Here is a 23666-nt window from a genome sequence, read left to right as displayed (position 1 = left end):
CTACTCTTCAACGTTTAACCGCCCGACGGCGTCAAAACCAATATCAAACAAGACACTTTCATCTTTGTCTTTAACGACACCGTCGCCGATCACCTGTAACCCAAGTGCGTGTGCTAAGTCGGCAAGCCCTCTTAAATAAAGTTGATTGGCCTGATTGTTGACAATGTCGTAGACAAAAGCACTGTCTACTTTAATATGGCTCAATCCAAATTCGTGCACGTTTAACACTTTAGAGAAACTGTCCCCTACCCGTTTCAAACCAAGTTTCACGTCAAACTCATGGGCGATAACACAAAACTCACTGAAGATATCGAGATGTGTAACCACATTGCTTTCTCTAAATTCAATAATTAACCGCTTACAGGCCTGGGGATTCGCTTTAAACAACTGGCGAATTCGCTCGTGTGATTCGGGTTGCATCGTCTCGCCAAACAGTAAAATTGCGAGTGACACATCGGTGTGTTTTTCCAAGTATTCCAATGCTAATTCAATAAAGTGTACGTCGAGATCAACCAGCTTATTTACGCGTCGCATAATATCAGCAAAGTAACTAACGTTACGGGGTTGGCCTTCATATTCAAGTTGCATCAAGGCCTGATTGTGGATTACGGTTTCATGAGCATCCGTCACAGGGCTGAGAAAAAACGTCGCAGAATCGATAACCTTATCGATGGTTTTCATCCAGCCCGCGTCAGTATCAAACTGTCGCTCTACTGCTCGCTCAGACGAAAACAGGCAATTAATTGGTTGATCGCCCTTTTGCGCAAACTCCAATAACTCGTCTACTCGTTCCATCAAACTATAACTAGCTTCCATGGTATCGAGATACACACCTGCAATATCCACTTTTAACGCGCTAATAAAACTGTCGTCATAATTAAGTTTTGAGAAATAGCCCTCTACCGCTTTCTGAAAAGTCGCAAAGTCCTGAATGTCTGTCAGTAGAACCATGACTTCCGTTTCATTGACTCTGGCCAACCTGACATCCGTATAAAGTTGCTCATTTTTCGCGTAAAAACGCGTCAGCATGGCGGCAAATTGAGCGAACACACTGTTGAAATCTTCCTTTAGGTAAGACTGCACATCGACACCGCCTTTTACACCTAAGCTATGCACGATGAGCGCATTTTGACCATCTTTATCTCTGTAGCGAAGTTGTGACTCTAAAATAGAAAAGAACGCATTAATATTGGGCAACCCCGTAACCTGATCGTACTGGCTGCGAAAACGCGCTTCCTCCAACCGTTTGTTGTTTTCAATTACAATAGTTTTAAAGCGATCAGCTAAGGAATTCATTGCGCGCACTACGCGTGCAAAGTCAGAAGTCCAGGGTTTGGCGATAGTGATAAATCGCCGCTCAGAGAAGCTATTTGCCTGATTAACAATACGGTTTAGTGGTTTAAGAATAACGTGTAAACAACCGGTCCCGATTACCCCAACCACAAAAAACAAAACAACAATTAACAGCATGTAGTACCGGCATTTGTCCCAGAGCATGTTAATTGCAAACGCCGTTTGACTCTCGAGATGAAGCGTGCCGAAAACTGACCAGCCTTCGCTCACCTGCGCTACGCCTTCCTTAACGTTAAACTTTGCAAATTCCACAAACCAAGATGGCGCTTCGAGAAAACTGTCATCATCAAAGGTTATCTCATTAATAACGCTCTGATTTTCGTCTACTAACGTTATTTTAGAATAATGGCCCGAGTCGAATTTCGCAGCCATCAATAACTCGATTGTTGTGGGAGATTTTTCCGACTGGGTTAACACCAGCGCTAGTGAGGTAGCATTATCAACGTTTTTGAGAAACAGCTGTTCTTCAAGCGTTTCTCGCGTTGAGGTAAACAGCATATAGAGGCTGCCTACCGAATTTAACAGCATTATTAAAAAAAGTGATAACCACAGCTGACGAGTTAAGGACATAATAATCTAACACATCGTTTTTATTACCTTAGCAAAGGTAATCATAAACCTCGCGCCCTCGCGATAATTCTCGTCAATTTCTATTGACCCTTGTAATTTGTCTTTCACTAAATCTCTAATTATCGCCATCCCGAGTCCACTGCCTCCACTCTCTCGTTTTGTCGTAAAGTAAGCGTCAAACACGTTATCTTGAATATCGTCACTGATACCACAACCATTGTCAGCATAGTTAAACAGCACTTGGTTGTCTTTCACTGTCGCTTCGATGGTAATTTCAGGGTGAGGCGTGTTGTCAAAGGCATGAGTAATCGAGTTAATTAGTAAATTAGTGATCACCTGAGACAGATACCCAGGAAAAGACTGCATTTCCACCCCTTCGGGTACCGATACGTTAACCTTAATTTGTCTTTTGTTGAGCTCGGGTGTCACGCTAGATACCAAGCTAGTCACCGCTTTTTTCAAATCAAACTTAATCTTGTCGTTCGACGATTGGTCAACTGCCGTAGATTTAAAATCTTTGATGATTTTGGCAGCCCGCGACAAATTATTTTGAATCACGTCACAAGACTCTTTGCCAATATCGACAAAATCTTCAAAACTCTCCTGATCCAATGCCCCTGTCTTAAATTTGTTGTCCAACGTGGTGAGTTCGTCAATCAGGTTACTCACACTGGTGATCGACAACCCTAAAGGGGTGTTTACTTCGTGGGTCACCGACGCCACCAAAGAACCAAGCGCCGCAAACTTCTCTCCCTCAACAACCTGATGTCGTAACTTGGTCTCCATAGACTTGAGTTGTTGGATTTCCCTACGGTAAAAAATGCAATCAACCCTTTGTTTAGCCTGCACTAATAAGGTGATAATCAATTTAAGTGCGTGATGGACAAGTGGCGAGATAGGTGTGTCAAAATCAAGAACTAGCACTGCAAATAAGGTATTTTCGCCCCACATGGGGAGGTGGCATGCCTGCTCGCTTTCACCTGTGGTGATCTCACGTTTAATTTCCTGAACAAGGTAATCCTGCCCTTGCATATCAATACAAACAGGAACGCCCTCTGACAGCGCTTTAAAATAAAGTGGCATTTCCCGCTTATTGATTTTCTCTGATGTTTGTTGATTAACTGAATCAAAAATACAGTTCAATTCATCTTGCGCGGGTGTCATTTCAAAAATGCGTAAACGCGCAGCCTGAATGTCATCAACAATAAAAGCTTTCACAAAACCGAACGTTGAATAAATATCTCCGCTCTGCCAATGGGTAGTTGACATCAGTTTGTCGAGTAACTTTTGATCAAATGTATCCATAGTGCCTGTTAATCCGGAAACTGTTCACGAATAGCCCAAAAACCGTCGAAATCTTCAACAATAATATCGACTAGTTCGGGCTGAAAATGACGACCACGTTCTTCTTTCAACACGTTTAAAATTTCTTCTTTACCCCAAGGCTCTTTGTATGCCCTACGTGAGCCTAGGGCGTCAAATACATCGGCAATGGCAGCAATTCTGCCACTAATCGGGATATCTTCCCCTTTCAAGCCTTCAGGGTATCCTGTCCCGTCCCATTTTTCGTGGTGCGTCAGTGAGATTTCTGCCGCGAGCTTCATCAATGGCTTAGTCGATTTATTTAAAATATCGTACCCCACACTCGCATGAGTTTGCATCAGGGCCCATTCATCAGCATCAAGTTTGGCTGGTTTATGAAGTATGGCATCGGGAATGGCTACCTTACCCAAATCGTGTAATGGCGAAGCACGCTTGATGTTCAACGCTTGCTCTTCATCAAGGCCTAATGCTTGGGCGATTTTATAACAAACAAGTGACACTCGTTTTACGTGAGCGCCGGTTTCTTTACTGCGCATTTCTACCGCGTCACCGAGTAAATAAACCAGCTCTCTTTGCGTATCTTTGATTTCTTCGTTAATCAGCAGGTTTTCGTAGGTCAAAGCCACATTAATGCAGTAAATTTCGAGTAACTCCCGCTGTTGCTCAGATAAATCGCCTTTGGTGTCCACGAACAACAGGTTTTCATAGCCGCTTTCAGTCTTGGTATAAAACACATAACCATCGTCAAAATAAATCGACTTCTTCTGCTGAAATGCATCTTCAAAGTAGGTGCGAACCTTGTCTGGCATCGCCGTTACCTTTTCTACATTTAATGTGTCGGCCAACGAGCCCGTTGCTGCCAGTACTGTGCCATTGAATTCGGTGTTCCCGACAACTGATGAGCAATAAATAGCACTCGAATCTAACTGCAAAATGTTCATAATTTCTTTTAGCACCGCGGAGGCGAACTCACCCAACGCGTTTGGCTTTAACATTTTACTTGTGCTTTCAATTACTTGCCGCAAACCTTTGCGATGTTCTTCAATGGTCTTAAGGTCGCGATACGAACGCAGCCCGCTATACATGAGCGTTTTTAATTTCTGGCTCGTTAACTCTGTTTTTTCTTTGTAATCGTTAATGTCATATTTCTCGATCACTTCATGCTCTGGCGCTTGACCGGGTTGGCCAGTTCGCAATATCAACCGTGTGAGGTTATTGTTTAATTCTTGTCGCACTCGCTTTACTAAGTCTAAGCCGGCATGGTCGTTTTCCATCACAACATCTACCAAGGCAACCGCAATATCATCGTGTTCAGTGAATACCTCAAACGCTTCTTGCCCAGAGTAGGCATGTAAAAACTGCACTTTTTGATCTTCAAACCGAAAACGCTTCAAGGTGAGTTCAGTTACTCGGTGTACTTCGGTCTCATCGTCAATAATGAGCGCTTTGAATGCAGGTTTGGTTGATAGTGGCTCTTGAGCACTTTCTTGTTTTACCGCGGCCTGATTCGCAAATAAGGGATTAAAAGTCATTTACCAACTCTCCTTAAGACAGGTCTTTAATTTGAAATTGAACCCAAAAACCAGTGTTGTTGTCACTGCCATAATGAACATCTGTTTTTAATTTACCCTTCAGTAAATTGTGTACAACCGACAGGCCCAATCCCGCATTGCCGGCACCTCGTTTAGTGGTATAAAACGGTTCAAATACCAACTTTAATTCTTCGTTACTTACGCCTTTTCCGTTGTCTTCAAAACGCAGGTAAAAACCGTCGATATCGGAGAACAGCGTAATTCGGATCAAACATTCACTCTGTGTGGCACTAAAACCATGGAGCAAAGAATTAGAAATAAGGTAGGTGAGTATTTGCTCGATCACACTGGGGAATGTGTGCACTCTCACCGTGTCTTTCTCGACAATGTCAAAGGTCAGGTTGTCTGGTTTAGACACTTCTTCAAAGGTGTGCGTGAACTTTTTCACCAAAGCACCAACATCCGTGCTTTCCATTTCACTTTCATCGTCGGCATTAACCACTGCCACGCGTTTAAAACTAGAGACTAATTTAGACGCTCGCTGCATGTTCTTTAAAGACAGCTCCACCAAATCAGTGGCCGCAGAAATAAAATCTTCGAACTTGGCACTGTCTAACACGCCAGCTTTGAAATCTTGCTCTAGATCGCTCACCAACTCTCGTGTGTGGGACAAGCTGGTGATACTGATCCCGAGCGGGGTGTTCACCTCATGAGAAATACCCGCAACTAAGCCGCCCATGGCATTGAGTTTTTCGTTCTCGATCAGTTTATCTTGGGCAAATTCCAACTGGGTAAGTGCGCTCTTCCTCTCTTCACTCAAACGCTTAAACGACGAATAAGATGAGAGTAAATAAAACGCTAACCAAGCTAACCCAACACCCACTATTGGAATACCAGCATAAACGACTTCGGTAATGTTAAAGGGCTTAGCAATTTCCACGTCCCACTCTGTTTCAAAATAATGAATTTTGCCCGAATAACTGTCGCTAAAATCCGGCTCATCTTCGTTGCTATAGCTTTGAAACACCGTATTAGCCTTTGCGGTTTGATCGACAATGCGATAATTACCCGTCATTTTATTGTCGAGGACTTGAGCACTCGCTAGGCCAAAGTCCATTACCATATACAAATAGCCGCGATCTCCGTCTAACTCGTAGAGGATGCCCATGAACGATTTGTCTTTAAAAGTAAAAGTACTGATTGTGGTAGGCTGGTCAGGATTGCTCTGGTGAATACCGGCTAAAGTTGCAATATCATCGCGATATACCTGCTCGAGAGAAGCGAAATACGGATACACACTGGAGACTTCTTCGTAAATAATTTCTACCCGTTCACTTGCAGACAGATAAAATATCGCTGAAATAAAATCGTATTGCTCTAACGCCAAGTCGGTGAAAGTCGAAAATTCTTCCTCATCGACATTACTCGAAGAAAGGTAAAAGGCGTTAATAGAACGCAATGGATACTCCAAACCCTCAAAGCGCTCTTGCAAGAGTTCGTTGTATTCTTTAGCCGGGTCGTAAAACGCAACCTGCGCTTCTTGCGCTCTTAAAATAAGGTAGAGCCAAGTACTTAACACAATAATGATAATCGCAAAAATAGCGCTAAGTTGATGCGCGGTTTTCTTTTTCATGCCTGTGATGTCTCTTAAGAGCGTGCCGATTCTATAGGTATAGTCCACTTTTTCACGTCATTCCAATTGCTTAAAGGTGCCAAGTTTCAAAAGTAAGGCCACACGATCTTTAACGTCATACTTTTTTAAGATAGTGGTGACATGTTGCTTAACTGTTCTTTCAGTAATAAAGAGGGCTTCGGCTATGGCCAAATTAGACATGCCCATCAAAATGCGATTGACCACCGCTTTCTCTCGTTCAGTCAACAGAGAGGGGGGACCGTTAGCAAGTGTAAACCGTTCGTGCGCGGCCAATTTATGTATTGTTAACGACAGTAGTTCTTTAGGGATCCAAATTCCCCCGCTCTGCACTGCCTGAGTCACTGTATTCAGCACATTTTCAGAACACGAAACATGACAATAACCTTTTGCGCCTACCGACAAGGCAGCGTGCAACTCGCTTTCAATCAGCCGATGAGTCATTACCACCACATAGCGGGTCTGGCTCGCAATGTGTCGCGTTATTTCTCCCCAATCGTGAGTGTCACGACTGTTAACCCAATAAAAAGTATTGGGGTCTATGTCAGCTCCGTAGAGGTCTGCGGGCGATTGCACTCCCAATTGTAAGCTCGATGCTGGAGACACAGGTTCATCGCTCACCATCATGTGACGCATACTATCGCTCCTTCAACGCAGATGAAGTGACTTTGTATAGCGGGTTCAAGATGTAATTCAGAATAGTTTTCTTGCCGGTCATAATATCAACCTGAACTGTCATACCTGGGATGATCTTAAACATTGATTCCTGATTGCTTTCCGTTGTGTGCAGTCGCACGATATAAAACGTTTGGTCTTTTTCATCAGTGATGGTGTCAGCGCTAATATGGTCGACAAGTGCATCAATGCCACCGTATATCGCAAAGTCATAAGCACTGAACTTCAAAATGGCTTTTTGGCCGCGCTTGATAAACGCGATGTCGCTGGGAGCAATTTTGGCTTCAACAATCAACTTGTCGTCATCGGGCACAATTTCAGCTACAGGGCTACCTGGAGTAATAACTCCACCTACAGTATTAAAAAACAACCGCTGCACCGTGCCTTTAAGCGGAGAACGAATTTCTGATTGCGCTACCACATCTACAAGGCTAGTTTTTGATTGCTCTAGCGTTGCCATCTTGGTCAACGTTTCGGTTAGCTCTTTGTTCCAATTGTTAAACATCCGCAAACGGGTTTCTTGCTGCTTGCTCTGCTCTTCATCGATAGCAGAACGCTGCCTCACGAGTGCTGATTGAGCACGACTAATACTGCCTTCCAATTCAACAATTTGGCGCTCCAAACGCAAAATATCGATATCGGAAACGGCGCCCGACTTAAGCAAAGGCTTAGTAACATCATATTCTTTCTGAGTAAGGGCGAGAGTGGTTTGATACTGAGATATTTCGGCATCGGTAGACGACATATCCTGCTTTATCTGGTCTATACGATTTTTTGAAGACGCGAGCTGCTCTTCTAACTCTCGTATGTTGGAGTCGTACAACGACTGTTCATTCTCAACAATAGATGGCGCACTATCTAGCAACTCCTCACTGAAGCTCAACGGTGTGTTACGCGTGAGGGCGCGTAATCGCTGAGCTTTTGTTGCAAGCGCCAAATACTGCGTTTGGTTTTCTTTCAGATCAGAGATAAATCGTGTTGGATCTACTTTGAGAAGAATTTGCCCCACATCTACTGTGTCACCTTCACTGACATTGATCGACTGAACAATCCCGCCGTCAAACGACTGCAATACCTGAAGTTGCCTTGAGGGAACAACCTTCCCTTCTCCCCTTGCCACTTCGTCTATGGGTGAAAAATAAGCCCACACTAAAAACAAAACGATGGCTGCAATCATGCAATACAAGAGCACTCGCGCTCGCACAGGTGTTTGTTGCACACGCGCCCATTCAGACTCCAGAACCCAATCCTGACCAGAAGGCACTGTCCACCAACTTCTCACCCAACGCTGTAACATCCGTGGCCCTAACATACTCTACAACCCCTTACGTACGCGCTCGATTGGCAAGTTGTTTCATTACCCCGTCTTTGCCACCATCAACAATCACGCGTCCTTGGTCGAGCACGATCACGCGGTCAACAAGGTCGAGTAACGACATACGATGGGTATTCAAAATTAGCGTTTTACCTTGGGTTTCACTGTGTAGTGTCGCCACTATTTGCTGTTCTATTGTCGAATCCATAAATGAGGTTGGCTCATCAAAAATGAACATATCTGGCGACTTCAGCAAGGCGCGCATCAAGGCTACCGCTTGTCGTTGACCACCAGACAACAAAGCGCCTTTTTCACCCACTTGCATATTGAGTCCGTCGGGATGGCTGTTGACAAATTGACTCAGTCCCAATCGAGTCAATAATTCCCAAATGCGGTCTTCATTAACCGCATTAAACTGGGTGATATTGTGTTTGAGCGTGTCAGAGAAAAGCGCGATATCTTGCGGTACATAACCCACACATTGACGCAAAAGTGAAGGCTGATATTGCCCTAAATCGATGTTATCCAATAAAATTTGCCCCGACACAGGCGCCATCGACTTAAGCAACAAGCGGTTTAAGGTACTCTTACCGCAACCATTTTTACCTAAAATAGCAACATGTTCGCCGGGTTGAATTGTAAAGTGTAAGCCCTCTAACTGATTTTTTGATACTTCGGGATAATGAAAGCTCAAATGTCTGAACTCTACTTTGCCTTTTATTCGTGAGTGTTCCGTCCACTCTTTGTCGCGTTGAGCTTCGTCCTCCCTCTGCATAATTTCGTCTAGCGCAGAATAGGCAGTGGCCGCTTGATGATATTGAGAAAACAAACTTGCCGCCTGCGCAATCGGCCCCATTGCTCGGCTCGACAATAAATAGCTGGCAATTAATGCCCCCTGTGTGAGTTCATTTTCAGTGATCAAAAACACACCACCAATAATAATCACAACACCGACAGACTGCTGAATGAACAAAGCCATATTGCTTAACGACGTATTTAACATACGCATCTTGGCATTCACTTTGGTCAAATACACGGTTAAGCGTTCCCAGCTGTATTGAAAATGACTCGATGCATTAAAAAATTTCACTTCGTCAAACATGGACACAGCTTCGTTTAGTGCGCTATTGCGCGCAGAGGAAATATTAATTGCCTCGTCAGATAACCCACGCATGCTCTTTTGCACAAACGCGCTGTAAACAAAAATAATCACGCCGCCGGCTAAAATGGGGATCACTAATGGCCAGCTCATAAACGCAATAATGGCAATAAATACCAAGGCAAACGGCAGATCTACCATTGCGAGCAAAGTAGCCGAATTGAAGAAGTTCCTAATCGCATCAAACGACTGAATACTATTCACAAACGCACCGGTTGATTGGGGTTTATCGTAAAAAGACATCCCCATGACTTTTTGCATCAATACCGACGATAAATTTATGTCTACTCGGCTAGCAGCTAGCTCGACGAAAAACTGGCGAAGACTGCGTAATGACACGTCCACCATTAACGCTACACCAACGCCAATGGCTAACACCCATAAGGTTTCTAGCGCCGCATTAGGTACAACACGGTCGTAAACATTCATGACAAATAGGGGTAACGCAACTGAAAGTAACGTGACAAACAAAGATGCAAAAATAACGTCGCGATACAGAGAGGTGGTTTGCTTGATCACGCCCCAAAACCAATGCCCATTGACCTGTGCATTCACGCTGTCCTTTTTATAATGCTCACTCGGCTGAGGACGTAAAAAGATCACATAATCTGTGTAGCTTTCGGTCAATTCTGTAAGCGATATATCAGTGCGGATTTCCGACAACTCAGGAAGCGCAACCGACGCACTTTGCTTATCCAGATCATAGTCGAAGATTACGCAGGCTTGCTGGTTCTCAAGGATCAAAACAGCTGGAAGTAGTGCTTTATTCACTGCTTCTATCGGGCGTTTTGCAGTGCGACAAACAAATCCCATTGTTGTCGCCGCGCGTTCAAAAGCTGAAGGTGTGAGTACGCCATCCTTTAACGGCAATTGATTCAGCGCCGTCGCGGCAGAGAACGGCATCTCGTAGTGTAAACATACTGCGCGCAGGCAGTCCATGAGTACACCACCTTGATGCTCCCTGTCTTCAGGCACTCCATTTTGTGCTGATGAACCAACAAAACTCACAGTCATGTCTCGTGTCCTGGACTATTCCGTTCCGGCACTGTTATCAAGCGAAACAACAAACGCTTCAATGCGTCGATTCTTTGCATTCGCCTCTTCAGAAATCTCGTCAATTAAAGGTTGTGATTCTCCATAGCCCATTGCAGTAATCCGCGTACTGTCTAAACCAGTAGCAGACATCAAATAGGCCGCAACACTCATTGCGCGACGCTCAGACAATTTCTGGTTGTAATTGGCATTGCCTTCCAACGAAGCATGACCATGAATGACAACTCCAACCGTGTCACTCGACGTTAGCTGATCGACCAGTGGTTGTAAGCTCGATTCAAATCCGGATTGTATGTCTGCAGAATCCGCCAAAAACGGTAGGTTTACAGTGACCTTCTCTATTACGTTGTCATCTGTTACCTCTAACACAGCAAGCTCAGGCGGCGCAGCCTTGACTTCACATCCGTTAATGTCGATTTCAGCGCCCAATGGTGTGTTGTTACAGTCATCCCATAAATCCGTCACACCATCACCGTCAATGTCATTCACTAAAATATCGCTTTGATCTGCCGCAGAATTAATCGGGTCTGCTGGGCAAATGTAATTGGGGTCGTAGTTAACAATTTCGTCAGTGAGTTCATTCGCACTTGGCAGTGTTTCTTTGGCTACACCTAAGGCAAACATTAATTTCCCCTGATTGGCTAACAGCTCTGCATACGCTTTTTGTTGCGTGTAAACTGCTTCAGAGTAAGCGCGTTTGGCTTCGTAAAGCTCATTTTCAGAGTCGAGTAAGTCCAGTAATGTCCGCTCGCCAATATTAAACTGGTCAAAATACGCAGTGTTAACACGATCTGAAGACAATTTATGCTCATTGAGCGAAGGCAATTGGCGCCCTACACTGTTAATTTCGTTGTACGCTATTTGCAACGACTGGCGCATATCTCGGCACACGCGGTCACGGTTACTCTTGGCTTGATCGACCTGTACCAGTGAACGTTTGATGTTTTGCTTGTCGGCACCGCCGCGATAGAGATTCCAGTTAACGTTAATTCCCACGCGACCTTCGGTTATTGTGGTATTTAAGCCCGCGTCATTTCTCGATTGAGAATTGTAAGAGCCAACCAACTCAACTCGCGGATGATAGGCACCTTCCGCAGACTCCATGTTGTGATTTAACGCCGAGATGTTATACAAAGCCGCGTTAAAACTCGGGTTGGTTTCATACGCTTGAAACAGCACAGATTGAAAATCTGGCAACATCACGATTTGGTCAGAAAAACTGTAATCTGTTAGTGGTGTATCTGGGCTTAACCCTGTCACGCGAAGAAATCGCGCTGACACATCATGTAAATTCGATTGCTCGGTAATAACGTTTGATTCAGCCAACGATAACCGACCATTGATTTGCTCTAGATCTGCCCGCCTTGCCACGCCCGCTTCAACGCTTTCTTCAATTTGCTTGAACACGCTAATGTGGGTACGCAGGTTTTCAACAGCAATATCAAATAATTCTCGGTATAGGAGGATATCTAAGTAAGCTTGCGTGGTACTCAACGCAACGCCTTCTGCAGTACCTATCATTTCGTAATAACGCACCAACTGCACTTGTTCGAACTCTTTGATGTTGTGATGCGTCGTAAACCCGTCATACAACAATTGGCTTACTGACAACTCCCCTCGGTGCAGTGGATAGGACGAGTCTAATGTGTAGTTGCGGTCTAAGTATGCAGATGAAAGTGTTAGGTCGACCTGAGGCTTAAATTCGGCCTGATTAATTTTTAGGTCCTTCCTCGCTAGATCCAATTCTCGCCAAGCGACTTGAATGTCTGGATTGCTCGACACCACCAAATTGATCACTTCTGGCAAAGAAACCGGCTGATCAGATGTTTGCGCATTACCGGTGTAAGCTAAGCACGCAAACGCACTCCCTAACAACAATGAAAAAACTCGTTTCTCTCGCAAATTAACCCCACTCATTCCACACCTCGATAAGCAGTTAACACCGCCAAATCACACAAATTCAAGTGCTTGAAAAGTACACACTGAAAAACTGAATTTTCTTAACCTTAGTCGTGGTTTTGGTATCTCGCAAACGATTGAATCGTATTTTTTTGTTTATATTTTTTAACCAATACGTACCTGGGTACGATGGAAAGATCACTGACGTCTACTAGCTTTTGAGTGTAAATAATCACTTATCGGGTATCAGATATGGCTATCGAATCAGTAGAAATTATTGAAATCATTGGTGAAGTTTATGTGCAACAAGCTGACGGCTCACTCGCGCCCTTGCTCAACACAGATACGCTAGCGCCTGATAGTCCAATTGTGACAGCAGCCAACGGTGAGGTCACATTGACCATCGATGGTGAAACCTTTGTGATTGGTGCCAACCAAACACTCACACCCGACCAAGTCGCGTCGGGTGTTTCTCCTGACGAAGACACATCAGATTTCGTCGTATATGACGATTCATTGGATGCCCTTGCCCAAGAACTGCAAACTGCAGAACAAAGTGACAACCCAACATTTGACCAATTATTACAAGGTGATGGCGATATTTTAGAGAACATCGAAGCTGCCGCGGCAGGTTTGACTGGCGGTGGTGACGCTGAAGGTGGCACTTCATTTGTTCGCGTAGAGCGGGTGGACGAAAACGTCGACCCTGTCGCCTATGATTACGAGGCAGAAAACGCCGAAACCACTGGTACAGAGACACAAGAAGGACAAGATTCAACACAAAACATCCCCCAAGACACCACGCCACCTATCATTAGCTTAGATAACATTGCGGTGTCTAATAATGTTACACCAACAATTTCCGGCTCCACCGACCTCGCCCCAGGCAATCCGGTCACGCTCACCATTGTGGATAGTGACGGAAATACACAAACAATTACCGTTATTGTTAATCCTGATGGCACGTTCACTGGCGACGTTCCGCAAGCACTTGCTGAAGGTGACTTTACGGTTACCGCAGACGGCGCTGATACGGCGGGAAATACGGCTAGTACGCAGACAACAAGCAGTATTGATGTTACTGCGCCTATCGTGAATGTTGATGATCAAGGCACCAATAACAACCCAACACCCACCATCACAGGTACCACTAACCTCGATGCAGGTGATACCGTAACCCTGTTGGTAACCGACAGCGACGGCAACACCCAAACGCTAACTGCCACAGTGAATGCCGATGGCAGTTATTCTGCCGATGTGGTAACACCATTAGCCGAAGGTGACTACACCGTTGAAGCTACTGCCACTGACCCTGCGGGTAACAGTGCTACAGCCAATACCGCTGGGAATTTAGACACCACAGCCCCCACGGTGACCGTGGATGATCAAGGCACCAACAACAACCCAACGCCAACCATCACAGGTACCACTAACCTCGATGCAGGTGATACCGTAACCCTGTTGGTAACCGACAGCGACGGCAACACTCAAACCCTTACTGCCACTGTAAATGCTGATGGGAGTTACTCTGCCGATGTGGTAACACCATTAGCCGAAGGTGACTACACCGTAGAAGCCACCGCTACCGACCCTGCGGGCAACAGTGCTACAGCCAACACGACGGGTAATTTAGATAACACAGCCCCTACTGTGACCGTGGATGATCAAGGCACCAACAACAACCCAACGCCAACCATCACAGGTACCACTAACCTCGATGCAGGTGATACCGTTACCCTGTTGGTAACTGACAGCGATGGCAACACTCAAACCCTTACTGCCACTGTGAATGCCGATGGGAGTTACTCTGCCGATGTGGTAACACCATTAGCCGAAGGTGACTACACCGTAGAAGCCACTGCCACCGACCCAGCGGGCAACAGTGCTACGGCCAACACCACGGGTAGTTTAGATAGTAATGCCCCTTCCCTAACCGTGGACGACCAGGGTGCTAACAATAACTCTACTCCCACTATTACTGGTACAACAAGCCTTGAACCAGGCGACACCGTGACTCTGTTAGTAACCGACAGCGATGGCAACACCCAAACGCTCACCGCCACAGTGAATGCCGATGGCAGTTACTCTGCCGATGTGGTAACACCACTCGCCGAAGGTGACTACACCGTAGAAGCCACCGCTACCGACCCTGCGGGCAATAGTGCCACGGCCAACACCACGGGTAATTTAGACACCACGGCCCCTACGGTAACTGTGGATGATCAAGGCGCCAATAATAATCCAACCCCGACTATCACTGGCACCACTAATCTTGAAGCTGGGGATAGTGTGACCTTGCTCGTGACCGACAGCGACGGTAACACTCAAACCCTTACTGCCACAGTGAATGCCGATGGCAGTTACTCTGCCGATGTGGTAACACCGCTAGCCGAAGGTGACTACACCGTAGAAGCCACCGCCACCGACCCTGCGGGTAACAGCGCTACGGCAAATACTACGGGTAATTTAGACACCACTTCACCGACAATCACGATCAATAGCGACTTAGTTACAGATGAATCTTCGCCCGTAATAACAGGTTCATCTGATAGTGAAGCAGGCAGTACAGTCACGGTGACTATCACTGATGCAGACGGTAATAGCCAAGACTTGAGCGGCGTCGTAGAAGACGATGGATCCTTCAGTATTCCAGTTACTGAACCATTGGCCGAAGGCGATTTTACCATAGCGGTGACAGTTGCCGACGCAGCGGGAAATACTGAAACAGTGACTGCCAATGGTACAGTTGATCATTCTGCGCCAAGTTTGATCATTGACGGAATCACGCAACAAAACACGCCATTCCCTACGGTAACTGGGTCGACCGACGCGCCAGAAGGAACACCAATTAGTGTAACCTTTGTCGATGCTAATGGCGATTCGCAAACCGTAGAGGCGACTGCCCAAAATGACGGTACATTTTCAGCAACACCTGATGTCGCACTCAGTGAAGGGGCATTTAATGTATCGGTGACAACAGAGGATACGGTGGGCAATCAAGCCAATGCCACACTAAGCGGCAACATTGATACCATCGCCCCAGCGGTGACCTTGAACCCGATCGACAACACCAACGATACAACACCAACCATCTCCGGCTCTACCGACGCGGAACCGGGTACTACGGTCACTATTACGGTCACTGATAGTGTCGGTGAAACCCAAACGGCTTCAGGGATTGTACAGAATGACGGTAGTTTCAGTGTTGATATTGAAACGGCACTCCCCGAAGGTGACGTTGACGTTGAAGTGACCACCACTGACAACGCGGGTAATGCCACAACAGCGTCGCAAACAGTACATGTAGACACGGTCGCTCCATCGGTATCGGTTACCTCCCCAACCGTCACCAGCAACGAAACCCCGACAATTAATGGCCAGAGTGACCTGCCAGCTGGCGCCCCAGTAACGGTGATCATTACCGATAGCAATGGCTCACAGCAAACACTTACAACAGAAGTGGACGATAACGGTCAATTCAGTGTGACAGCCGAAGATCCACTAGCTGAAGGCGATTACACCGTTTTAATTCAAAGCCAAGACAGTGCGGGCAATACCACAGAAGTCAGCACAACTGGCTCAATTGATACCAGTGTACCCAGTTTAAACATCGACCCCATTGCCTCGTCCCCCAATAACACACCGGTTATTTCAGGTAGCAGCGGTGCGGGCACGGGCTCACTGGTTACTGCCACTGTCACCGATAGCAACGGCAATACACAAACATTCACAGGGCAAGTTGACAGCGACGGTAACTTCTCGCTTCCGGTCGATCAGCCTCTAGACGATGGGGATTACACTATTACCGTAAGTGTCGATAATGGCACAGGAAATGTGGCGACTGACTCGGTGCAAACTCAAGTAGATACACAGCCGCCAAGTATCACTTTATCTCCCGTAGGCACGGGTAACAACAACACCCCAACAATTGAAGGTAGCAGTGATCTTCAGGAAGGAAGTACGGTAACCGTTACCATTACTGATGCTGACGGCAATACACAAACCACCACAACCACAGTGGATGATTTAGGCAACTTTGACGTCACTCCGGCTACGCCAATTGCCGATGGAGATTACACGGTTACTGTGGAAGCCACGGATAGCGCTGGCAACACCACCACGGTGACTCAATCTGGCGCAGTGAATACCAATGCACCAACCCTTACCGTTGATGACATTAATACCACAAACAATACGTCGCCGGTTATTTCTGGTAACACATCTGCCGGTGCTGACAGCACTGTAACGATTAGCGTGACCGATGCCGACGGCAATACCCAAACCTTTACCGCGGAAGTGAATGAAGCAGGTAACTTCAACGCGCCCGTGCCCGCCGATTTATCAGAAGGCGACTTTACCGTTACGGTTTCATCAACAGATGCTGAAGGCAACACTGCGACACAAAACATTAATGGCTCCGTAGATACCACACCTCCAACAGTTACGCTTGATCCATTAGGTAGTAGTAACGACACCACACCAACAATTTCGGGATCTGCCGACGTACAACCCGGTAGCCAGGTTACAGTGACCATTACCGACAACAACGGTGATACACAAACCCTCACAACCCGCGTTGATGCCGACGGCAATTTTGGCATTGCTCCAGACACCCCAATAGGAGAAGGAGGCTACACTGCCGCAGTCACAGTGACAGATACGGCGGGTAATTCAACTACCACCACAACAACGGGAAGTATTGATACCACAGCCCCCCAGTTAACCATCGACTCGACCGTGACCAATGAAAACCCTCCGGTTATTTCTGGTACTAGCGACGCAGGAGAAGGACAAACCGTCGTTGTCACTGTGACAGACACCGATGGTAATACTCAGCAAACCCAAGCCACTATTGACGCAAACGGTAATTTCACAGCAACACTGCCACAAACTGTGACTGAAGGTGATTTTACGGTTACTGCAACTACGAGCGACGCAGCGGGTAATACATCATCAGCGAGTCAATCAGGCACGCTTGACACAACGCCCCCTGTGCTTACCGTCGACCCCGTGGGTGTAACTAATGACACAACTCCCACCGTATCAGGACAAACCGATTTAGACGCAGGAAGTACCATCACATTAGTTGTGGAAGACAGTGCGGGAAATCAACAGACCTTTGATACAACCATAGATGAACAAGGCCACTTCAGTGTGGACGTACCTGAAGCCGTTGTTGATGGAACCCTCACCGTTTCTATTACCGCTACAGATGAAGCGGGCAATACTGCACAAGCGACGACATCAGGCACCATCAACACCAATGCGCCCAGCCTTAGTATAGACCCATTAGAACCCTCGAACGACGCAACTCCAACCATCACAGGTACAACTTCGATCGCTCCAGGGGAAAGCGTGACAGTGTCGGTTACCGACAGCGATGGCAATACGCAAAATCTAAGCGCGACGGTTGCAAATGACGGAAGTTTCGCGGTTACCGTACCTGTAGCATTAGCCGAAGGCGCAATACAAATAGAGGCTTCAGCAACGAGTGACGCTGGAGAAAGCACAACCCGTTTCAGTTCTTCCAGTATTGATTTAACGGCTCCAGTTATTTCTGTCGACGCTATCGACAATACTAATGACCTAACGCCTGATATCTCAGGCAGCAGCGATTTACCCGCAGGGTCAAGTGTGACCATTACCGTAACTGATAGCGAAGGCAATAGTCAGCAGCTCATTGCAACGATTAATGACGACGGAACGTTTTCTGCTACGCCTACACAAGCGATGGCAGAAGGCAACTTTACGGTCAGTGTGGCTGGCGAAGATAACGCCGGTAACCTGACCACCACCACAATATCGGGCGACATTGACACAACGCCACCACTAATTGATGTCAACTCGGTGGGCACAACAAATCAAGAAACCCCGACCATTTCAGGCACCACCGATTTAGCACCGGGCAGCACTGTCGCCGTGACCTTTACCGACGTATCAGGCGCCAGTCAAACCGTGTTCGCCGCGGTCGGAAATGACGGCACCTTTACTGCACAAGCGGGCGTGCCATTAGCAGAAGGCAACTTTACAGTTACCGCCACAGCCACCGATGACAGTGGCAATACCGCGAGTAGTTCTACAGCAGGCACACTCGACACGACCTTCCCTAATGTTTTACTCAACGACCAAGCCGTGAGTGCCGATACCACGCCAATTATCAGTGGTGAAACCGATTTACCGCCAGGTAGTCAGGTGACTATTCAGGTTGTCGACGCAGCTGGAAACAGTCAAACGCTAACGACCAATGTTGCGAACGACGGTACGTTCAGTGCTGAAGTACCTAACGAACTGGCCGAAGGTGAATACGACATATTAGTGAGTGCTTCAGATAACGCTGGCAACACCGCCAGTGTGAGCGGCACGGGAGAAGTCAATACTGATGCGCCAACACTGAGCCTTGACCCCATCAGTTTAACCAACGACAGTACGCCTGTTATCAGCGGGCAAACCGATATTGCCCCCGGAAACACCGTCGCGATAACAGTGAGTGATTCAGCAGGCAATACCGAAACCTTTAACGCATTTGTTAATGACGACGGTAGTTTCAGCGCTGAAGTGCCCGCAGCACTGAGCGATGGCGAATTTAATGTTACGGTGACTGCGACAAACGAACTGGGCTTGTCTGCCAGTGCGTCGGATTCGGGTACAATCGATACGGCATCACCTACCCTGATACTCGATGTAGACGGGTTGTCGAATACCAATCCTCCTGTGATTGCCGGTAGTACCAATCTTCCAGCAGGCAGTGAAGTCTCGATTACGATTACCGATGCCCAGGGTAACCCAACCGCCATTACCACAACCGTAAACAGCGATGGTGATTTCTCGGTAGCTGCACCTGAGTCACTTGCTGATGGTGATTACACTGTTACTGCGTCGGCATCTGACGCTGCGGGCAACACCAATTCAGCAACCAGTAATTTCACGCTGGATACCACAGCCCCTACGATCACACTGGATCCTATAGCCAACGGCAACGATGCCACGCCAGTTATTTCCGGTTCAACGGATGCGCCGGCCGGCAGTACTATTACCGTTACGCTTACTGACGAGCAAGGTGAACAAGAAACCTTTACCACAACAGTCGCCAACGACGGTACGTTCAGTGTTGAAACGCCAGTGGCGGTGAGTGATGGCGAAGTCAGTATTTCAGCTCAGGTGAATGACGCGGCGGGCAACACGGGTAGTGATACCGTCACCACCACAATCGACACCACCGCACCCACGTTAACGGTAAGCGATCCGGGCACCAGTAATGACAGTACACCAGTTCTATCAGGCACAACGAATGCAATTGCCGGTACAGTGGTAACATTTACCGTTATCGATGCTCTTGGAGCCAGCCAAACCTTTACCTCAACGGTCACTCAAAACGGTGACTTTAGCGCAGAAGTGCCAACCGAACTTGCTGATGGAGATTATACCGTTGAAGTCAGCCTTGCCGATTCAGTGGGCAATACGGTTGCAACTTCTACATCCGGCACCGTTGATGGCACAGCTCCCAGTCTAACGCTGTCGCCAATCCCCGTTGGCAATGACAATACCCCTGATATCAGTGGTACCACAGATCAACCCGCAGGCTCAGTGGTAACCATTACGGTCACTGATTCTGCGGGTAACAGCCAAATTCTTAACGCAACAGTTCAAAACGATGGTAGCTTTAGCGTCACAGCCTCAACACCGCTTAGTGATGGCAATTATTCTGTAGAAGCGACGATCAGCGATAATGTTAATAACAGTGCGAGTACCAGTGTTAATAGTGTGATAGACACACAAGCGCCAACACTCACATTTAACATTGACTCACCCAATAACGATACGACTCCTGCATTCAGTGGTAGCACCGATGTTGCTCCGGGTTCAACCATCACCTTCACGGTAACCGACAGTGCGGGAAATATCCAAACCATTGATGTGGTAGTGTCTGAAACCGGTCAATTTAGTGGCACGGTAAACAGCGCCCTCGCTGAAGGTGAATTTACCATTACTACCACGATCACCGATGTGGCAGGGAATAGCACAAGTGTGTCTCAATCTGCCGAGATCGATACCACTGCACCACAACTTACAGTAACTACAACCGGGGCAAGTCACGACACCGCACCTGTTATTTCAGGCACCAGCGACGCACCTTCAGGCTCTACAGTGACGTTAACCATCACCGACAGCGCGGGAGATGTCACCACATTCACGACACAAGTCGGTGATAATGGCAATTACCAACTGGATCTCAGCGAGCCGCTGCCAGAAGGCGACTATTCCGTCAGTGCCTCTATCTCTGATGCAGCAGGCAACACCGCTACGGCGTCGGCAACCGGCACCATTGATACCACTGCACCTGTGATTTCATTGGATAACCCAGGTGTGGGCAATGACACCACCCCTACCTTCTCCGGCACCACTGATTTAGACGCTGGTGACACCGTCACTCTGACCGTGGTTGACGCCAATGGCGATACTCAAACCCTCACCGCCACGGTTCAGGGCGATGGTAGCTTTAGCGTCACGCCATCAACACCCCTAGCTGAAGGTGACTACACCGTTACCCTCACCGCCGTGGATGATGCAGGCAATACCAGTACCACCAGTCAATCGGCTGAAGTCGATACCACTGCGCCAGTATTAACCCTGGATGCACCTGGTACTGGCAATGACACCACACCCACATTGTCAGGTCATGTGGATTTGCCTACGGGCAGTACCGTAACCTTGACCGTCGTTGATGCCAATGGCGATAGCCAAACCTTCACCGCCACCGTACAAGCTGACGGCGCGTTCAGTGCCGATGTACCTGCCCCGCTCGCCGAAGGCAGCTACACGGTGTCTGCTTCCGCTACCGATGCAGCAGGCAACAACAGTACCGCCTCGACCTCTGGTGATTTGAATACCAGTGCGCCGGTGTTAACCCTTAATGCACCCGGTACAGGCAACGATACAACGCCTACGCTGTCGGGTAATACCGACCTCGATACCGGCGATACCATCACCCTCACCGTGGTGGATAACAATGGCGATAGCCAAACCCTCACGGCCACCGTACAAAGCGACGGTAGCTTCTCGGTCAATGTGCCAACAGCATTAGCCGAAGGTGGCTATACCGTGACAGCCTCTGGTACAGATGATGCTGGCAATACAGCAACTACCTCTACCTCTGGTGTTATTGACACCACGGCGCCTATTATCGCACTCGATGCGCCGGGCACAGATAACGACACCACGCCCACACTCACAGGCACAACCGACGCACCTGCCGGTACAACCGTTACCCTCACTGTGGTCGACAACAATGGCGACAGCCAAACCTTATCCGCTACTGTTCAAAACGATGGCTCTTTCAGTGCCACACCGGCGACACCTTTAGCTGAAGGTAGCTATACCGTATCGGCATCCACCACTGATGTGGCAGGCAATACCGCTACCGCCTCAACCACTGGACAAATTGATACCACAGCACCGTCGCTGACTATTACCAACCCAGGGACCGATAACGACACCACCCCAACAATTTCAGGCACAACCGATGCACCTACCGGTGCAACCGTTACGCTGACTGTGGTTGATGCTAACAACAATACCGAAATATTCACTGCGACAGTGCAACCAGACGGCAGTTTCAGTGCAGAAGTACCAGCCGCACTTGCTGAAGGTAGTTACACAGTAACGGCCAATGTCAGTGATGAAGCCGGTAATAGCTCGACAGCTTCAGCAAGTGGTAGTGTCGATACACAAGCACCGATCATTAGCATTGCCAGCCCGGGAACCACGAATGACAATACACCGACATTAACAGGCAGCACGGATTTAGCGCCAGGTTCTACGGTGAGCATTAGCATCACCGACAGCGCCAATAACACGCAAACTCTGAGTGCAGTGGTACAGTCTGACGGATCTTTTAGTGCAACCCCGTCTACCCCACTCACGGAAGGCAGCGTAATCATTAATGCAACAGCGCAAGACAACGCCGGTAACAGCGCTTCTGCGTCAACCACTGGGCAAATTGACATTACACCTCCCGCTATCACAGTCACCAACCCGGGGACCGATAACGACACCACACCAACAATTTCAGGCACAACCGATGCGCCTGCCGGTGCAACCGTCACGCTGACTGTGGTTGATGCTAATGGTGATAGCCAAACGCTCACGGCGACCGTTCAGGGCGATGGCTCTTACAGCACAACGCCGACTACGGCATTAGCCGAAGGCGACTATTCCGTCAGTGCCGCTATCTCGGATGCAGCAGGTAACACCGCTACGGCCTCTGCAACCGGCACCATTGATACCACTGCACCTGTGATTTCATTGGATAACCCAGGTGTGGGCAATGACACCACCCCAACCTTCTCCGGCACCACTGATTTAGACGCAGGAGACACCGTCACTCTGACCGTGGTTGATGCCAATGGCGATACCCAAACTCTCACCGCCACGGTTCAGGGCGATGGTAGCTTTAGCGTCACGCCATCGACACCTCTGGCTGAAGGTGACTACACCGTTACCCTCACCGCCGTGGATGATGCAGGCAATACCAGTACCACCAGTCAATCGGCTGAAGTCGATACCACTGCGCCAGTATTAACCCTGGATGCACCTGGTACTGGCAACGACACCACACCAACATTGTCAGGTCATGTGGATTTGCCTACAGGCAGTACCGTAACCTTGACTGTCGTTGATGCCAATGGCGATAGCCAAACCTTCACCGCCACCGTACAAGCTGACGGCGCGTTCAGTGCCGATGTACCTGCCCCGCTCGCCGAAGGCAGCTACACGGTGTCTGCTTCCGCTACCGATTCTGCAGGCAACAACAGTACCGCCTCGACCTCTGGTGATTTGAATACCAGTGCGCCGGTGTTAACTCTTAATGCACCCGGTACAGGCAACGATACAACGCCTACGCTGTCGGGCAATACCGACCTCGATACCGGCGATACCATCACCCTCACCGTGGTGGATAACAATGGCGATAGCCAAACCCTCACGGCCACCGTACAAAGCGACGGTAGCTTCTCGGTCAATGTGCCAACAGCATTAGCCGAAGGTGGCTATACCGTGACAGCCTCTGGTACGGATGATGCTGGCAATACAGCAACGACCTCTACCTCCGGTGTTATTGACACCACGGCGCCTGTTATC

Annotated in this window: 9 protein-coding genes; 1 reads left to right on the top strand and 8 read right to left on the bottom strand. The window is 47.9% G+C overall.

Translation table 11 applies throughout. From position 1 onward, the window contains the following. From ACXAH6_RS13635 to ACXAH6_RS13600, 8 genes are all read right to left on the bottom strand, one after another. Entirely contained in the window at nucleotides 1-1851 is a 1851-nt protein-coding gene (locus tag ACXAH6_RS13635) for a bifunctional diguanylate cyclase/phosphodiesterase (protein WP_474877658.1), read from the bottom strand. Nucleotides 1852-1929: 78 nt separating this feature from the next. Then, complete coding sequence (locus ACXAH6_RS13630; RefSeq protein ID WP_474877657.1) at nucleotides 1930-3228, bottom strand: sensor histidine kinase; 1299 nt, start codon at nucleotides 3226-3228, stop codon at nucleotides 1930-1932. Between the two features lie 8 nt (nucleotides 3229-3236). Next, the gene (locus ACXAH6_RS13625; protein WP_474877655.1) at nucleotides 3237-4778 is read right to left on the bottom strand and encodes a DUF3369 domain-containing protein; all 1542 of its coding nucleotides are present in this window, start codon (nucleotides 4776-4778) and stop codon (nucleotides 3237-3239) included. A 13-nt stretch (nucleotides 4779-4791) separates the two neighbouring features. Next, on the bottom strand, nucleotides 4792-6411 hold the full coding sequence (locus tag ACXAH6_RS13620; protein ID WP_474877653.1) for a sensor histidine kinase: 1620 nt from the start codon (nucleotides 6409-6411) through the stop codon (nucleotides 4792-4794). A gap of 57 nt (nucleotides 6412-6468) precedes the next feature. Continuing rightward, the gene (locus ACXAH6_RS13615; protein ID WP_474877652.1) at nucleotides 6469-7065 is read right to left on the bottom strand and encodes a response regulator transcription factor; all 597 of its coding nucleotides are present in this window, start codon (nucleotides 7063-7065) and stop codon (nucleotides 6469-6471) included. Between the two features lies 1 nt (nucleotide 7066). Then, complete coding sequence (locus tag ACXAH6_RS13610) at nucleotides 7067-8416, bottom strand: HlyD family type I secretion periplasmic adaptor subunit (RefSeq protein WP_474877650.1); 1350 nt, start codon at nucleotides 8414-8416, stop codon at nucleotides 7067-7069. A gap of 13 nt (nucleotides 8417-8429) precedes the next feature. Then, complete coding sequence (locus ACXAH6_RS13605) at nucleotides 8430-10592, bottom strand: type I secretion system permease/ATPase (protein ID WP_474877648.1); 2163 nt, start codon at nucleotides 10590-10592, stop codon at nucleotides 8430-8432. A 15-nt stretch (nucleotides 10593-10607) separates the two neighbouring features. Beyond that, a complete protein-coding gene (locus ACXAH6_RS13600; protein ID WP_474877646.1) occupies nucleotides 10608-12548 on the bottom strand; it encodes a TolC family protein in 1941 nt (646 codons plus the stop codon). A gap of 234 nt (nucleotides 12549-12782) precedes the next feature. Here ACXAH6_RS13600 and ACXAH6_RS13595 point away from each other — a divergent pair. Continuing rightward, nucleotides 12783-23666: beta strand repeat-containing protein (locus tag ACXAH6_RS13595; RefSeq protein ID WP_474877644.1), on the top strand; the 10884-nt coding region annotated here is incomplete at its 3' end.

Source organism: Alteromonas sp. ABE4_545, assembly GCF_056161325.1.
Note: the sequence above shows the minus strand (reverse complement) of the source record. Positions and strands in the feature narration are given on the sequence as shown.

What these genes read in the sequence shown, in the direction of transcription:
- ACXAH6_RS13625 (WP_474877655.1), bottom strand. Translation starts at nt 4,778, where the DNA reads ATGACTTTTAATCCCTTATTTGCGAATCAGGCCGCGGTAAAACAAGAA.
- ACXAH6_RS13610 (WP_474877650.1), bottom strand. Translation starts at nt 8,416, where the DNA reads ATGTTAGGGCCACGGATGTTACAGCGTTGGGTGAGAAGTTGGTGGACA.
- ACXAH6_RS13605 (WP_474877648.1), bottom strand. Translation starts at nt 10,592, where the DNA reads ATGACTGTGAGTTTTGTTGGTTCATCAGCACAAAATGGAGTGCCTGAA.
- ACXAH6_RS13600 (WP_474877646.1), bottom strand. Translation starts at nt 12,548, where the DNA reads ATGAGTGGGGTTAATTTGCGAGAGAAACGAGTTTTTTCATTGTTGTTA.
- ACXAH6_RS13630 (WP_474877657.1), bottom strand. Translation starts at nt 3,228, where the DNA reads ATGGATACATTTGATCAAAAGTTACTCGACAAACTGATGTCAACTACC.
- ACXAH6_RS13635 (WP_474877658.1), bottom strand. Translation starts at nt 1,851, where the DNA reads ATGCTGTTTACCTCAACGCGAGAAACGCTTGAAGAACAGCTGTTTCTC.
- ACXAH6_RS13615 (WP_474877652.1), bottom strand. Translation starts at nt 7,065, where the DNA reads ATGCGTCACATGATGGTGAGCGATGAACCTGTGTCTCCAGCATCGAGC.
- ACXAH6_RS13620 (WP_474877653.1), bottom strand. Translation starts at nt 6,411, where the DNA reads ATGAAAAAGAAAACCGCGCATCAACTTAGCGCTATTTTTGCGATTATC.